The sequence below is a fragment of the Binatus sp. (SeqCode) genome, assembly GCF_050013435.1.
Lineage (GTDB): Bacteria > Desulfobacterota > Binatia > Binatales > Binataceae > Binatus.
Genome location: NZ_JBEKFG010000005.1, coordinates 48,451 through 63,867, shown reverse-complemented (window position 1 = coordinate 63,867; position 15,417 = coordinate 48,451). Strand labels below are relative to the sequence as shown.

The 15,417-nt window shown below is 60.1% G+C and carries 12 protein-coding genes and 2 tRNA genes; 7 read left to right on the top strand and 7 right to left on the bottom strand.

Annotated elements, in window-relative coordinates:
• Window positions 1-19: 19 nt before the first annotated feature.
• The 3 genes from ABSB13_RS01920 to ABSB13_RS01910 form a co-directional block, all read right to left on the bottom strand.
• Window positions 20-685: a formylglycine-generating enzyme family protein gene (locus tag ABSB13_RS01920; protein ID WP_428105045.1), complete on the bottom strand. Its 666-nt coding sequence runs from the start codon at window positions 683-685 to the stop codon at window positions 20-22.
• A 248-nt stretch (window positions 686-933) separates the two neighbouring features.
• A complete protein-coding gene (locus ABSB13_RS01915) occupies window positions 934-2,607 on the bottom strand; it encodes an RHS repeat domain-containing protein (protein WP_428105043.1) in 1,674 nt (557 codons plus the stop codon).
• Window positions 2,608-2,644: 37 nt separating this feature from the next.
• A tRNA-Ser gene (locus ABSB13_RS01910) sits at window positions 2,645-2,736 on the bottom strand.
• Window positions 2,737-2,983: 247 nt separating this feature from the next.
• On the opposite strand from ABSB13_RS01910, the gene ABSB13_RS01905 reads away from it, so the two are divergent.
• From ABSB13_RS01905 to ABSB13_RS01895, 3 genes are all read left to right on the top strand, one after another.
• Complete coding sequence (locus ABSB13_RS01905) at window positions 2,984-3,892, top strand: class I SAM-dependent methyltransferase (protein ID WP_428105041.1); 909 nt, start codon at window positions 2,984-2,986, stop codon at window positions 3,890-3,892.
• Window positions 3,880-4,530 (top strand): TetR/AcrR family transcriptional regulator, encoded by a 651-nt coding sequence (locus ABSB13_RS01900; protein WP_428105039.1) that lies wholly within the window; start codon window positions 3,880-3,882, stop codon window positions 4,528-4,530. The genes ABSB13_RS01905 and ABSB13_RS01900 overlap by 13 nt, the downstream gene beginning before the upstream one ends.
• Window positions 4,531-4,642: 112 nt before the next feature.
• Window positions 4,643-5,650, top strand: a complete 1,008-nt coding sequence (locus ABSB13_RS01895) for an NAD(P)H-dependent flavin oxidoreductase (protein ID WP_428105037.1) — start codon at window positions 4,643-4,645, stop codon at window positions 5,648-5,650.
• 56 nt (window positions 5,651-5,706) lie between these two features.
• On the opposite strand, the gene ABSB13_RS01890 is transcribed toward ABSB13_RS01895, so the two are convergent.
• Window positions 5,707-6,360 (bottom strand): radical SAM protein, encoded by a 654-nt coding sequence (locus ABSB13_RS01890; protein ID WP_428105035.1) that lies wholly within the window; start codon window positions 6,358-6,360, stop codon window positions 5,707-5,709.
• A complete protein-coding gene (gene larC, locus ABSB13_RS01885) occupies window positions 6,357-7,550 on the bottom strand; it encodes a nickel pincer cofactor biosynthesis protein LarC (protein ID WP_428105033.1) in 1,194 nt (397 codons plus the stop codon). Before larC ends, ABSB13_RS01890 begins: the two co-directional genes overlap by 4 nt.
• Window positions 7,551-7,620: 70 nt before the next feature.
• Here larC and dksA point away from each other — a divergent pair, with 70 nt between their 5' ends.
• The 4 genes from dksA to ABSB13_RS01865 all read left to right on the top strand — a co-directional run bounded on the left by dksA (window position 7,621) and on the right by ABSB13_RS01865 (window position 11,993).
• Entirely contained in the window at window positions 7,621-7,980 is a 360-nt protein-coding gene (gene dksA, locus ABSB13_RS01880) for an RNA polymerase-binding protein DksA (RefSeq protein WP_428105031.1), read from the top strand.
• 31 nt (window positions 7,981-8,011) lie between these two features.
• Entirely contained in the window at window positions 8,012-8,878 is an 867-nt protein-coding gene (locus ABSB13_RS01875) for a UTP--glucose-1-phosphate uridylyltransferase (protein WP_428105029.1), read from the top strand.
• A gap of 22 nt (window positions 8,879-8,900) precedes the next feature.
• Window positions 8,901-8,973 (top strand) — tRNA-Ala (locus ABSB13_RS01870).
• Between the two features lie 269 nt (window positions 8,974-9,242).
• The gene (locus ABSB13_RS01865) at window positions 9,243-11,993 is read left to right on the top strand and encodes a protease pro-enzyme activation domain-containing protein (RefSeq protein WP_428105027.1); all 2,751 of its coding nucleotides are present in this window, start codon (window positions 9,243-9,245) and stop codon (window positions 11,991-11,993) included.
• A 433-nt stretch (window positions 11,994-12,426) separates the two neighbouring features.
• Here ABSB13_RS01865 and ABSB13_RS01860 read toward each other — a convergent pair whose 3' ends face one another.
• Together ABSB13_RS01860 and ABSB13_RS01855 are read right to left on the bottom strand one after the other, a co-directional pair.
• Window positions 12,427-13,911, bottom strand: a complete 1,485-nt coding sequence (locus ABSB13_RS01860) for an outer membrane protein assembly factor BamB family protein (protein WP_428105025.1) — start codon at window positions 13,909-13,911, stop codon at window positions 12,427-12,429.
• A 706-nt stretch (window positions 13,912-14,617) separates the two neighbouring features.
• A complete protein-coding gene (locus ABSB13_RS01855) occupies window positions 14,618-15,271 on the bottom strand; it encodes a Crp/Fnr family transcriptional regulator (protein ID WP_428105023.1) in 654 nt (217 codons plus the stop codon).
• Between the last annotated feature and the right edge of the window lie 146 nt (window positions 15,272-15,417).

Genomic DNA, 15,417 nt, shown 5'->3' with positions numbered 1-15,417 from the left:
GAATTCATAATGAAAGAACTCACAGTGTTCTGGCCACGCGAAAACCGGAAATGTTGGCACGGTCGTCGGAAAAGTATCCCTGGCGGATGGCGGACCGGTGAAGCCACGCTGGCCCACCTCCCCCTCCTCCGCGAGTGGCATGATCATCACACCGCCCAAACCACCAAGTCGTCCGAGCCGTTCCATCGGTTGGCGCGCCATCATGGTTGCGGTGCCAGCAGTCTTCGGTCCATTCATGCACACCTCCTGCCATGTCGCATAATCCAAAAGCATTTGCTGGATGACTCCCAACTGGCCCTATGCCGTCGTCGCTGCATTCGACATATGAACATAACGCGTCAGCGCCATCGCGCCACCAGTTGGCTGTCGTCGTCCCCGCCCGCTCCGCGTACTCGTACTCTGCTTCTGATGGCAAACGGTATTTACTTCCGGACTTATCACTCAGCCATCGCACGTATGCCTTCACGTCATCCCAACTAACGTATCCCGCGGGGTAATTGCCGTTCTGCAAATAGCCCGGCTCTTTCCAGTGGTAATCAGCATTATAGCCACTTTCAGCCGCGAACCTTGCATATTCAGCACGCGTGACGGGAAATTTACCGATCGCGAAATCGTAATCGATCGTTACCCGGTGCTGGGGACTTTCGTTATAGACTCGTCCAAACTCCGACGGCGGCGAACCCATCATGAAGCTCCCGGCAGGGACCACTACCATCTCCGGGCATTCGTCACAGTCCCGGAAGGCAGCGCCCGGACGACGTTGGGCGCGCCCGCCCTGCTGCGGCGGGGACTGCCCCGAGCCACGACACCCCACCCCGAGCACTGTCCCGCCAATCGCCAGTCCTACAGCTATAGCCAGCGGGCACCGAATTCGCTGCAACAGCAAGTGCGATGATTGCCAGAGTCGCATAGTCAACGCTGAAAAACCCGAGACTATAAGCAGGGCACCTGTTGAGCCACCGGATTATCCCACCCGCCTTTACCTGTGGTGAGGGGAGGAGGTCCGTCCGGAAATCCCCCGCATAGGCCAAGATGGTTTGCCAAAGTATTGCTGTTTGGTCCCCATGCTGGCCAATAGGTAATCTGCCCCTGCGGCCAAAACGAGGCAGCATAATCCAGCAAGTGGCAGGCTTGACAGAGGTCTGAGCTAAAAAAGGAATCGTACGAGGTGTCGTCGTCCTTATTGTCACTTACATGGGGTGGCGCCGGGCTGTTATCCGCCCATTCGTACCGTGCCAGGTAACCCCAGTCATTAAGGTGGTAAGTGCCATCCATATATTTTGAAGATTGACCACTATAAATGGTCCCAGGACTCCCATCATCTGCCATGTGTACATCCCAAAACGCGTGGTTGGCGATATCGCTAATGAGGGGATAGTCTACAGGGTGGTATTTTAACTGAGCCCGACATTTGTCACACGAACCGTTCCCGGAGCTGGATGCGTTTTGACTCGCGCCTGTGGCGAGTGCAGAGCCGCCGATGCCAAGTCCAAAGGTGGCGCTGTAATACCCTCCCGATGCATAATACAGTCCCGTGCCATCGTTTTGCATATCTCCGAATTGGTACGGATTTGTGCTGGCGGCGCCCGTTATCGACACCGCGCCGAAGGGGCCACAGCTGTACTGAGTCTGGATCGCGCCGGTGTTGTCGGTTAGCGCGATCGTGTTGTTCTGCGCGTCGGAAAGAAAAGTCATCGTGCCGCTTAGATCAACACGGCTTGCACCAAGCCCCGACAAGAGCGGAGCGCCGGTGCTGGAAAATTCCTGCAGCGGCATGCCTGCATTGGCGAGATCGTACAGATACCCGGTCAATGCGCCAGTGATCGTCTGGCCCACCCGCCGACCGAATGCGTCATAAGCGAAGCTGGCCGACGTGGGGCCAGCGAGCGACGCCAGCTGATTTCGGGCATCCCAAGTATAGCTGTTGGTCCCGTCGCCGAGCAGGTTCCCGTCCGTGTCGTAGGCTAGCGGCTGTCCGCCGAAGTTCTGCATCTCATTGGCGGCGTTGAATGTATTGCCGCTGACTGGCTGCGGCATCACGATCGACGCGAGGCTCCCGCCCTTGCCAACCGTCCGCCCGTCCGCATCGTAGCTGTAGCTCAAATTCCCCAACGATCCGCTCCCGTTGCTGTATGCGATCGCCGCTATGCGCGAGCCGGCATCGTAACTATACGCCACCACAACGCCATTGGGCAGCGTCATGCTCGACAGCCGGCCCGCGCTGTCGTACGCATACGAGAGTGTCGCGCTCCCCTGCGCCGCGTGATGCGGCTGGCGTTTCTGGCGCCCAGGATCCTCGAGGCGATCGTCGAAGGCCGCCAGCCTGCGGACCTCAGCGCCATCGCGATGACCCAAAGAATCGAACTGCCCCCGCTCTGGAGCGCGCAGCAGCAAGCTCTGGAAATCCGATAGACTCACGCGGGCGTAGTTGCTTGCGTCAGGCGTTCTTCCCGAGGACGCTTCCCCGCAAAATGTCGGCCGGTTCGCCGATGGACATGCCAAAATCGCGAACAGAGAATTTTGAGCGATTTTTGCCGTCAGACGCGGTCGTTTGCATTCTCCGGGTCCACTGCCGCGCGTGAATCGCGCCCCACGCGCCGATTTCATCGCTTCTCCAAAATGTAGGGAAACATGTCAGACTGATTGGCGGAGAGGGGGGGATTCGAACCCCCGAGACCCTTTCGAGTCTACACGCGTTCCAGGCGTGCGCCTTAAACCGGGCTCGGCCACCTCTCCGCACGCGAACGCGATTATGCATCACGCCAACCTGCGGGGCCAGTTCGTCAATTTAGGGGGATCCGCCCTCGCCATGTTCGCGCCGATGCCTCGAATCAGAATGCAGGTCTGAAAGCGCCCGCCACTGCCGAACCCGCCGCCCGAACCGATGAATTGAACCTGGACCGCCGTGCTGCCGTTGTCGTGATTGACGGCCGCTTGCTGCTCTGATAATAAAGAATGAATCTTCGTTTTTTATAGAGCCGCGATGAAAGAGAATCAGGCAAGCCGCACCGCCCAATCGATGGCCATTTTTCGAGCGCTCGAATCCGCCCGCCCACCAAAGGAAAGGCTCTTCGCGGATGAATTCGCCGCGATGTTCCTGAGTCCATCGATGCGCCTTGCAGCCCGGATCGCGCAAAAGTCCGCCGCGGCGCGAAACCGACTCATCGCCTGGATCGATCGGCGCTGGCCCGGAGGGAGAGCATCGGCCGTAGCGCGAACCTGCTTGATCGATCGCACGCTTAGGCAGGCGCTGATGGCGGAGATAAGGCAGGTGGTAATCCTTGGCGCCGGCTACGACTCTCGCGCCTACCGCATCGAAGGGATCGAGGACGCCAGGGTTTTCGAGGTGGATCGCCGCGAAACGCAGGCGATGAAGCGCCGAGCGCTTATGCAGCGCCTTTGCCCATTTCCGCCACACGTCGCGTTCGTCGAGACGGATTTCATGAAACAGACGCTTGCCGAGGTTCTAGCCTCAGCGGGGTTCGATCGGGAACGCAAGGCCTTTTTCATCTGGGAGGGCGTTACCAACTATCTCGACGAACCAGCCGTGGATGCCACGCTACGGTTCGTCGGCAGCAATGCGCCTGGCAGCCAGATCGTGTTCACATACACGCATCGCGGGCTGCTCGATGGCTCCGGCGCCTTCTCGGTGAGTCCCAACGTGCTTCGGCATTTGCAGCGCGCGGGAGAGCCATGGACGTTCGGCTTCTATCCCACGGAGCTTGCGTCGTACTTGCGCGCGCGCGGCCTTGAGCTGAAGCAGGATCTCGGAGCGATCGAGTACGGAGCGCTCTGCATGGGCGCAAGCAAGGACGAAATGAAGGGCTATGAATTTTACCATGTCGCAATCGCGGAGGTTCGCAAACGGGAGGGAACCAGTTGCCGAAGGTAAGTGAAGCTCATCGAGAAAATCGCCGGCGGCAGATTCTCGACGCGGCGATCGAGTGCTTCGCGCACGACGGTTTTCAGCGCACGACGATGGAAGACATCATCCGGGAGGCGGGCCTGAGCGCTGGCGCAATATACAGCTACTTTCAGAGCAAAGACCAAATCATCGAGACGCTCGCCGACCAGCGCCATGAACGCGAGAAGCGGATCATCGAAGCGGCGCTGAATCGAGACGAGTGGGCCGCGTCGGTGCGCGAGTTGTTCAGAAGCTTATCCGCCGAATTGCTTGCCTCATCCAGGGTTCGCAAGGAGCGGCGGCTCGAGATCCATCTGTGGGCCGAGGCGCTGTGCAACCCGAAGGTTCTCACCCTGATCCGGCGCGGGAACAACCAGCCGCTGAAGCTGCTGTCCAATGCAATCGCAAAAGCTCAGAGCAGCGGACAGTTGCCACGAACGCTGAATCCCGAGGCCGCAGCACGGGTTCTGATTGCGATGTTCTATGGGCTGATCCTTCAGCAGGCATGGGATGAGCGAACCGACGTCGCCGAGTTCTCCAAAGCTGCGCAAGCGATACTGGCCGCTTACTTTTCCCCAAAGGCAACCGCTCGTGCTCTCAGGATTCGGGAGCGCCGGCCACGATGAATGCATCACGCCAACCTGCGCGGCCATAGCGCTTGATCGCGCCGCACCAGCCAGACTAAAGATGTCATCAGGGGCCAGTCGCATAGACGGCTCACTATTGGAGAACGCTTCGATGCTGCACACGCCGATTTGCGATTACTTTGGAATCAAGTATCCGATTCTGCTCGCCGGGATGGGCGGGGTCGCGATGCACAAGCTGGTTGCCGCGGTTTCCAACGCCGGCGGTCTCGGCGTTCTTGGCGCCGCGTCGCTCAGCCCCGACGAACTGCGCGCGGAAATCCGCAAGATTCGCGAGCTGACCGACAAGCCGTTCGCCGTCGATCTGCTCGCGCCGATTCCCGACATGATGCGCCCGCACGTACCGGTGATGGTCGAGGAAAAAATCAAGATCTTCGTCGCCGGACTCTCGGTACCGCAGGAATTCGTCAAGGTGATGCACGACAACGGGATGAAGATCGTCGTGATGTGCGGCAAGGTGCATCACGGCGTCAAGTCGCAGGACGCCGGCGCCGACGTGGTCGTCGCGCAAGGCACCGAGGCGGGAGGACATACCGGCGAGATCGGGATGCTCTCGCTGGTGCCGCAGATGATCGACGCGGTGAGGCTGCCGGTGCTGGCCGCCGGAGGAATCGCCGACGGACGACAGATCGCCGCCGCGCTCACCCTCGGCGCGCAGGGCGTCGTGATCGGAACGCGCTTTATCGCAACGCCCGAGGCGCAGGCGGCGGCCGGCTACCGCGAGGCGATCGTAAAGGCGCACGAGGATTCCACCATGCGCACGCGCGCGTACACCGGCAAGACCTGCCGCGTCATCCGCACCGAATATGCGCTCGAGTGGGAAAAGGATCCTTCGAAGATTCAGCCGTTCCCCATGCAGGCGATGACGTCGCAGCGCAACGGAGTCATGAACTTCAGCGGGCTGCGCGGCGACGGCTTCGATCCCAATCGCACATTCATGCCGACCGGGCAGGGCGCGGGACTGATTCACGAGATCAAGCCGACGGCGGAAGTGTTCGCCGATCTGCTGCGCGAGACCGAGGCGGCGCTGCGAAAATCGCAGCAGTTGCTGTCGGGCGATCCCGTCCGGCAGCATTCCGCGTCGCCGGCGCGGCAGGGGTGACCCCTGCACCCAGTGTTAAGGCCGCGCTCCGTTGTCGCGCGCGGCCCCTGCCGCAATCACACGCCGCGGGAAATGCCCGGCCAGATCTGCTTATGCATCTGCAATTGCAGCCGCGCGGGCAATCGATCCTCGAGTATCCACGCCGCGAGCGCGGCGGGCGCCAGTTGTCCGGACACCGGACTCAACAATAGCGCGCCCACGCGCCGGGCAAGGTCGCGGGCGGCGATTGCGTCCCTGGCCCATTCGTAATCCGCACGATCGGCGATTACGAATTTGATCTCGTCGCGCCGGGTCAGATGGTCGAGGTTGCTCCAAAGATTTCGGTCGCATTCCCCGCTGCCCGGACATTTGAGGTCCATGATCTTGATGACGCGTGGGTCGAGCCGGCTGACGTCCACCGCCCCCGACGTCTCGATCATCACGGTCCGGCCGGATTCGAGCATCGCATCCGCCAGCGGATATACGCCCTCCTGCAGCAGCGGTTCGCCGCCGGTCACCTCGACCAGGTCGCAGCGATAGCCGCGAATTATTTCGGCGACCTCGGCAATCGGCATCTGGCGGCCTTCGTAGAATGCGTACTCGGTGTCGCACCATTTGCATCGCAGGTTGCATCCGGTTAGCCGCACGAACACGCATGGACGGCCCGCGTGCGTGGATTCGCCCTGGATGCTGTAAAAGATTTCGTTGATATGCAGGCGTTCGGAGCTCATTTTTCGCCGCGATGCGCCGGTCCGCGTGCTCGTGCGGCGTCCCGCGCTTCCTCGATCACGACGCGCAGCGCTACCTTGTGCTCCGCGGCGATTCGCCGGCAGTCATCGTACTCCGGCGAAATCGTAGTCGGCTCGCGGCCATGCGCGCCCGATGTCTTGACGCGAACCTTGCCCCATCGCGTCTCGACCTCGTGAATCTCGCGATGTAATTTCAGCCGCTCGACGCCGTGGAACCGCAGTCCGATCGTCGAGGTCTCCGCAAAGATAATCTCCGCGATCGCGTCTCGGCGCGCGGCCTCGGCGATCACGCCCAGGGTTACCGCCGGGCGGCTCTTCTTCATCATCGTGGGCGTAATCGTCACGTCGCGCGCGCCTGCGGCGAACAGGCGACTCATCACATGGTCGTAAATCTGCGGGCTGAGATCGTCGATATTTGCGGAGATCTCGATCATCTCGTCGCTGTCGAACGCGGCCCGCTCGCGCCCTAGCATCAGGCGCAACACATTGGGCCGATCTTCCAGCTCGCGCGCGCCCGCGCCGTAGCCGATTTTCTCGACTTCGAACCCAAGCGGGATTGCCGCCGGACGCGCCAGCGCGCGGACCACCGCCGCGCCGGTCGGCGTGACCATCTCGCGCGCACCATCGCCGATTTTCACCGGGAATCCCGACAGCAGCTCCATCGTCGCCGGCGCCGGCACGGGAATGACTCCGTGCTGCGTGCGCGCGAATCCGCCGCCCATCGGGAGCACCGACACGATCACGTCGCCGACGCCGAGATGCTCGAGTCCCCATGCCGCGGCGACAATGTCGATGATCGAATCAACCGCGCCGACTTCGTGAAAATGAACGCGGTCGGGTGTGATGTTGTGAATCTTCGCCTCGGCCTGGGCAAGCACTTCGAAGATCGAGATCGCGCGATGCCTGACGGTCGCGGCGAGGGTAGATGCCTCGATCAGCGCGCGAATCTCGCCGAAATGACGCTGCGGCTGCGGCTCCGTCACGGCGACATCGAACTTGAGCGCCGAGATGCCGCTTGAGATTATCCGCCGGGTCGAGAGCCGATAACCTGCGATCGGCACCGACTTGATCGCGCGCTCGAACTGGTCAAAATCCGCGCCGCAATCGAGGATTGCGCCGACAATCATGTCGCCGCTGAGACCGGAGAACGCGTCGAGATAAGCCGTTTTCATCCCGCAACCTTTACATGGTAGCAGGGCGTCGATAGAATCAAAAACTCGGCTCGTGACGGACAATTCAACCGTGAGGCAAAGAGACCTCAAGCTCTTCAGAAAATTGCTCGAAGGCCGCAAACGCGACATTCTCCAGGAATCGGAGCGCGCGGTCGGCGCCATGAACAATGAGTCGGAAGAGGCCTGCGCAGACCCGACCGATCGGGCCGCGCTCGAATCGGATCGCAATTTCCTGCTGCGGATGCGCGATCGCGAGCGCAAGTTGCTCAGCAAAATCAGCGAGGCGTTCGCGCGACTCGAAGACGGTTCGTACGGGCGATGCGAGGAATGCGGCGGCGAAATAGGGTTCGAGCGGCTCAAGGCGCGCCCCGTCACCACGCGTTGCATCGCATGCAAATCCGCACAGGAAGAGCGCGAGCAGAAGATCTGAGCACGCCTCCAACCCGGAAAATCCCACTGCTATGAAAGTAAAAAAGGCGGTTATCCTTGCGGCCGGAATGGGCACGCGGATGCTTCCGTCGTCGAAGGTGATCGCCAAGGAACTTTTGCCGGTGGTCGATACGCCGGCGATCCAGGTCGTCGTCGAGGAGGCGGTCGCCTCCGGCATCACGGAAGTCATTCTCGTCATCAGCCCCGGCAAGACCACCGTCGCCGATCACTTCGAGCCCAACGCGGAACTCGAGCGCTATCTCGAAGCCCGCGACAAACGCGACATCCTCGAACTGGTCCGGCGCAGCAACCGTCCGGCCAGGATTACGATCGCCGAACAGCAGCGTCCGCTCGGGCTGGGCCATGCGGTGCTGCAAGCGCGCGAGGCGGTCGGCGACGAACCGTTTGCCGTGATGCTCCCCGACGACATTTTCGATTGCCCGCGGCCGTGCCTGCGCCAGCTCCTCGATGTGGCCGAGACCCGTGACGCGCCGGTGGTCGCGCTGCTCAAGGTCGCACGCAGCGAGCTCTCGAAGTACGGCATCGTCGATCTGAAAGCCGTCGGCGAGCGGACTTACGAACTGCGTGGGATGGTCGAGAAACCGGCGCCCGAAAAAGCGCCGAGCGAATTCGCAATCATGGGCCGCTACGTGCTGACGCCCGATATCTTCGAACTGCTGGCCGCGGGCAAGCCGGGCGCTGGCGGCGAAATTCAGTTGACCGACGCGCTGATGGCGCTGACGGGGCGCCGCAAGATTTACGGCTACCAGTTCGAGGGCGTCCGCTATGACCTGGGCGATCGCGTGGGGTTCATCTCGGCGCAAATCGGCTTCGGATTGAAACGCGCCGATCTGGCCGAGAGGTTGCGAGCTTACTTGAAGTCAGTTATCTCACAATAGTAATTGCGTCTCGATCTTGGATGGGGCAGTAGCTCAGCTGGGAGAGCACTACGTTCGCAACGTAGGGGTCGAGGGTTCAAATCCCTTCTGCTCCACATTTCAGTCTCCAGATTTCTGGAGATGCCAGAGAATCGATCGAAAAGCGCGCGTGTGCGCGCGATTCGCGATCACGCGCGGACCCAGAGAGCGCCTTGGTCGGCGCAAATCGGCAGAATCGGGCAAAACCTATCCGGGCGCGATTTGGCTGGGTCCGCGGATCCTCGCTTTAGATTCGCTATTATTCCGGGCATGCATTTCATAGCCTAAACGCCCGCGGGGGACGTTGGACGTGGAGATGCGGGACTCCGCGGCCGGGGGGAACGAGATGAAATCATCCAGAGTTCGTTCAACCTATCGTATGCGCGTGGTGTTGGGATGCGGGATTCTCCTCGCTGCGATGGCGGGCTACTGGCAGGTTGTCGGCGCGCAATCACAACCCCGAGCTTTGATTACTGAACCGGTCAGCGACACCAAGCTGGTCACGCTCACGGGTAATGCGCGTCCAGAAGCGAATGCGCGCTACGATCGCGGGCCGGTCGCTGACACCTTTCGGATGGACCACATGTTCCTGGAGTTGCGACGCTCTCCGCAAGCGGAGCAGGCCCTTCGGCAGTACATGGAACAGCAGAGCGACTCCAAGTCACCAAACTATCACCACTGGTTGACCCCGCAGAAAATCGGACAGCGTTACGGTTTGGCGCCTGAAGATATGGCGACGATTACGGGTTGGCTGCGATCGCATGGCTTCACCGTCAATCTCGTTTATCCCAATGGCATCGTGATCGACTTCTTGGGTACGGCGGGCGAGGTGCGCAAGGCTTTCCACACCTCGATTCATCGCCTTGACGTGGATGGTAGGCAACATATCGCCAACATGAGCGATCCGCGGATTCCGGCCGCGCTGGCGCCGGCAGTGGTCGGCATCGTCTCGCTGAATGACTTCAGGCCGCATCCGATGCATACGAAGACGAAAACCGACTTCTCACCGGGCGGCGCTTGCGGTCCGTTAGGCGCTCCGTGCGAAGAGGTCGTACCCGCGGACCTGGCAACCATCTACAACTTGAATCCGCTCTTTTCCGGCGGCATCACCGGACAGGGCGAGACGATCGTGGTGGTCGAAGACAGCGACGTCTTTAATGCTGAGGATTGGAACACCTTTCGCAATGCGTTTGGTCTTAGCAGCTCCTTCCCGAACGGGAGCTTCCGCGAGTTCCAGCCGCAACCACCCAGCGGCCCGGACAATTGTAGCGATCCGGGCGCCGTCCCAGACGTTGATGTCGAGGCGATCATCGATGCGGAATGGGCCAGCGCTTCGGCGCCCAACGCGACCATTGTCGTGGGCTCGTGCGCGGACGTCTCTACCGGCCCTTTTGGGACGACGTTGGCTTCGGGAGTTTTTGTCGCACTTCAGAACATTCTCAACGGCGCGCTTAGCCCCAAGCCGGATGTTGTGAGCGTCAGCTACGCTGAATCGGAGGTAGTTAACGGCGCAGCCTCCAACGCCGCCATCGACTCGCTGTATCAGACGGGAGTTGCGGGAGGCACCTCAATTTTCGTTGCCGCGGGCGATTCCGGCGCTGATGCCAATGACTTAGATAGGCAGCCTCCTCCCTGGGCGGGGGAGTACGGAATCAGCGTCAGCGGATTTGCGTCCAGCCCGAATGACGTGGCGGTGGGTGGCACCGATTTCGCTGACTTTTTAACCAGCACAAGCTCCACTTACTGGAATGCGTCGAACGGCACCAACGGCGGCTCGGCGACGTCCTATTTGCCGGAAATCCCGTGGAACGATTCCTGCGCGAGCGACCTCTTGTCTGGCTTTATTGGCACGGTTTCAACCTATGGCCCAAGCGGCTTGTGCGAACTTGCTTTGTTGGGACCCGGTATCTGCACGGCTAACCAGGAGCCCTATGGGTGTTGTGATGGGCTGGGGAGCGGCATTTGTCCCCAACCCGAGTTTTCACTGGAAGTCGTAGGCGGCGGCGGTGGCCCAAGCTCCTGTGCGAGCGGAGCGCCGTCCACGACCGGCGTGGTAAGTGGGAGTTGTACAGGATGGACCAAGCCTGGTTACCAATCGGTTTTTGGCAATCCGAGCGACGGCGTCCGCGATCTTCCCGACGTCGCCTTGTTCGCCGCCGACGGATTGTGGGGACACTGCTACGTGTTTTGCAATTCCAACCCTGCAGACCTGAATTCATGCGCGGGCGACACCGACACGTGGCCCTGCGCGGGCGGGACGTCGTTTGCTTCGCCGATAATGGCCGGCATCCAGGCTCTGGCCAATCAGAAGGCTGGCGGCGATCAAGGCAACCCGAATACCACCTACTATTCGCTCGCGCGCGCTGAGTATGGCTCGAGTGGCAACGCCAGTTGCGAGTCGAGCCTGGGCAACGAAGTTTCAAGTTCGTGCATCTTCTACGACATAACCCAAGGCGATAACGACCAACCATGCTTTGTAGGCGACCCAGACTGCTTCGCTGGCGGATTACCTACCTACGAAGTCGGAGTCGGCGTGCTGTCCACCTCGAACTCATCGTTCCAGGATGCATTTGCAGCGAACGCCGGATGGGACTTCGATACCGGCATCGGGACCGTCAATGCCACCAATCTCGTGATGGCATTTGCCTCAAGTAGCGGCACGCCGACGGCAACCTCAACTAGCGGCACGCCGACGCCAACTGCGACGCCAACTGCGACTCCGTCGGCAACAATGACTGCAACTGAGACCCCAACGCCGACGGCGACTGCGACGCCTGGTGGCGGGCGCATCTCGGTGAACCCGAAGAAGGTCAAACTCAACGCGTCGCCAGCGGCTACGGCGTCCGCGATTATCACTATTGGCAACACCGGGACTGGCCCACTGACGGCCAAGGTAACCGCACCGAAACACGCCCCACCATTCACAGAGGTTGAGGGAGGAAGCGGGATCCTGATCGGGCCGGGTTTGAACCACCAGGTGATAATCGTGTACACGCCGATGAAGGAAGGATCGAGGACCGATCAGATCTCGATCACGAGCGATGATCCCACGCATAAGAAAGCGATCAAGGTGAAAATCACGGGCAAGTCGAAATAGGGGCCGTTTGATACGCGCGCGACGAAGTGCTTGAGGCGAGCCGATAAGACCGAAATGTACTTGAGCCAATCATCGCTCTCGATGGGGCCTTAGCCTTGGATCACGGTCGGCCCTTCGTGCGCTTTAGATTGGCGAGGCCTCGACCAGCTATCTCTGTGCGGCTTCCGCCCTCCAAAGAAAGATTCCGAAGTTCAGTTGAGCACTCATTTGATAACCAGGGCAATGCCGAATGCTCCACGCCCGCCATTTGGGGCTGGAAACGTGATCTGACCGTAGCCGTCGCCTCTGGCTCAAGAGGCCTGGATACCCTTGTCCCGCGATCACAGTGACCGGCAGCGTCAGGTTGCTCAAGCTTCCGCTCAGCATTGCGGACGGAAATTTCAAGAGAGTGAAGCCCGCTAAAGTAGCCCGATCGTGGAGACTCGATCCGTGCCTATCTGTTCTTCGGCGCTTGCCCCTTTCCCGACAGGTCCACCGACTGCTGCTCCGCATTGTCGATGATCATCAGGGTGGCAGTAGACGATACGGCGGCGGTCGGCGCGAACGTAACTTCGAAGGAGCACCCATCGCCTGGGGACAGGTCCGATACACTGCAGCCATTCGTCACGCTGAACGGACTGCCCCCTCCACTGAGCCCTAAAATCGTCACCGTAATACCGGGCGTCTTCTTGCCCCCTTTGGGATTGCGCACGATGACATGTTTGGGTCCCTTATGCTTCCCGACCTCCACGGTGCCGAAATTTAGCGACTTCGGTCTGATCTCGAGTTTGACCGGCACCGGCGTGGGCGTTGGTGTGGGCGTTGGCGGAACGCCGTGGCCTATTGCGTAAAGACGATTTGGGCCAAAAGGACACACGTTGATGTAGACCGTTCCGTCAGCGCCGATCGCCGGCGCTCCCTCAACAAGCGAAAGGCCGACGGGGAACTTCCACTTAACCGACCCATCGGGATTTACCGCATAGATCTTTCCGTCGTTGGTCCCGACATAAACAGCGCCATCGGCTCCGATCGCGGGCGAGGAGATTACCGCTTGGTTGAAGCCCCCAGTATCGTCGGGAATGACTTGCCACCGGAGACTGCCGTCGGGGTGTAACGCCCACAAGCTGAGTCCGTCTCCAAAATAGATTGTGCCATCGGTCCCAATTGCCGGCGAGGACAGCACCCAGTAATTCGGTGACTGGAACCGCCACTTCAAGGAACCGTCCGGATTGATGGCGAACAGGTAGGCGATACTATGTGGATAGCCATTGGTGTATTCGGAACCGACATAGATGGTACCATCTGGCCCTACTGCCGGAGAGGACTCCACGTCGCCAGGCGTCTGAAACGCCCATTTCAACGTGCCGTCTGGGTTTACCGCGTAGAGGTTGTAGTTAGCGGAACCGAAGTAAATCGTTCCGTCGGCACCGATCGCCGGAGAGGACATCTCATTGGTTCCATCAAATCCTTCCGCCAGCACCCACTTCGTCGTGCCATCGGGGTTGATCGCATACAGCTTGCCGTCATCGCAGTAAATGTAGATTGTCCCATCGGAACCGATGGCAGGAGAAGACTCGCATGAAAAGCTGGTTTGGAAAGTCCACTTCAGCGTCCCATCGGGGTTAACGGCGTACAGATAACCGTCTCGAATATCGCCCTGTGAAGGAGCGTAGATGGTTCCATCGGCTCCGACCACGGGTGAAGAGTCCATTGGCCAGGGGGTTACAAAAGTCCACTTCAGCGTCCCGTCCGGATTAAATGCGTAGAGGTTGTCGTCTCCGGGAGTTGAATAGATCGTTCCATCTGCGCCAAGTGTGGGCGACGATAGCGGCGCAAAAAAAGTGCCTCCCGGGTAGACAAACAACCATGTCTGGACGCCGTTGTTAGTGCTGGTATCGACCTGGCTTTGGCCGGTGTGCGCGGAATCGTGCCGAAACACAGGCCAAGGGGAAGACGCCAGTTGTGCACGTGGCGCGCTCGTCGACACTATGAGCAAAGCGCAAGCGGCCAAACTCAAGGATACGATAACGCCAATCCGTCCTATTTTTTGTTGGCGTTTAATTGGATTTCCCCGCCTGCGCGGTTGGAGCCTGCGGTCGTCGCAAGCGCAGCTTACTCTCGACTCTGCAATCAAACCGTCAGTTCATAATCAGTCTGTTGTCCACAGAAATAGCGCGGCGCCAGAGGCTAAGCAATCCAATGGCGGAGGAACGGCGGGTGGCCACTACGTAAGACGAGATCATAGCCGCGTATAGAAAAGATGCTGAGGAAGATGGCCAAAAATCACGCCCTGGCTGCGACCTTGGGAGAGAAACATTCAAGGCGAACGCGTGGCGATAATGCTCTCTCCAGCAGCGCTGTTTTAATCTTTTGCAAATTAGTCGCCAACTCCGCGGACAATTTTGCGATGAGAAGGCGAAGTGGGGGTCGCCAGTTCAAATCCACTCTGCTCCACCATTCAATCTCTGGATTTTCGGACGTGTCGGAGAATCGCGCGAAAAGCGCGCGTGTGCGCGCGATTCCAGATCGTGCGCGGACCCGGAGAACGCCTCCGACGGCGCAAATCGCAAGAACCCCGCAAAACCTATCCGCTCGCGATTTTGCTAGGTCCATCCTAAGACTGACCTCGCGCCGAACCGCTCGCCTTATTCACGTCGCGGATCGACCCGCAAAACATGCGGCCCGGCCTGAGCATTCATGGAATCGAGAAGCTTGGCGACCTGCACGACCATCTGTCGTCCCTGGCGAATGACGAACTTTTCGCGCTCCAATCGCGCCAGATGCTCGGTCACTCTGGGCCGCGAGGCGCCGACCAGGTTGGCGATGTCCTTATGGCTGAAAGATACGCGCAGCAGCGTGCCGCGCGATTCCTCGACTCCAAAGTCCGAGCACAGCTCCAACAGCGCAACGGCGATTCGTTCGTGCAGGCCAAGGTTCAGGAAACTCGAGCTGCGCAGCAGGAGGCGGTACCACTGCTTCAAATCGTTGCTGTGAAATTGCTTGAAGGCGGACTCGGGAGCATTTGGGGTAATGCCGCCGAAGTCAGCCCAGCTCACAGTTCCAACGCGGCAATCGTTGTAAGCCTCGCATTGAAAACCAGACTGACTGAGCGGCAGCGCTGGGAATTCCGGAATCGGTCCCGGCGCCAGCATCGCCACCGTGACACGCTCGTCGCGCGCGTTGCGGCAGGTGATGCGCGCAATTCCTGCCAACAGAATGTGGGCACTTTGCGCCTGCGCAACGTCGCGCAGAATTAACGCGTGTCGTTTGTAGTCGGAAAGCGACAGCGCACTTGCCAAAAGTTTGAGCTCAGACGGAGAAAGCCACGACAAAACCTTGAGCCGGCTTAGTCTGTCGAGGTCTGTTTCGCGGGAAGCTCTTTTCTCATTCAAAATCGCACCGCCCAGATCGGGCGTATACACCGTTGGCGCTTACAACGGATAAG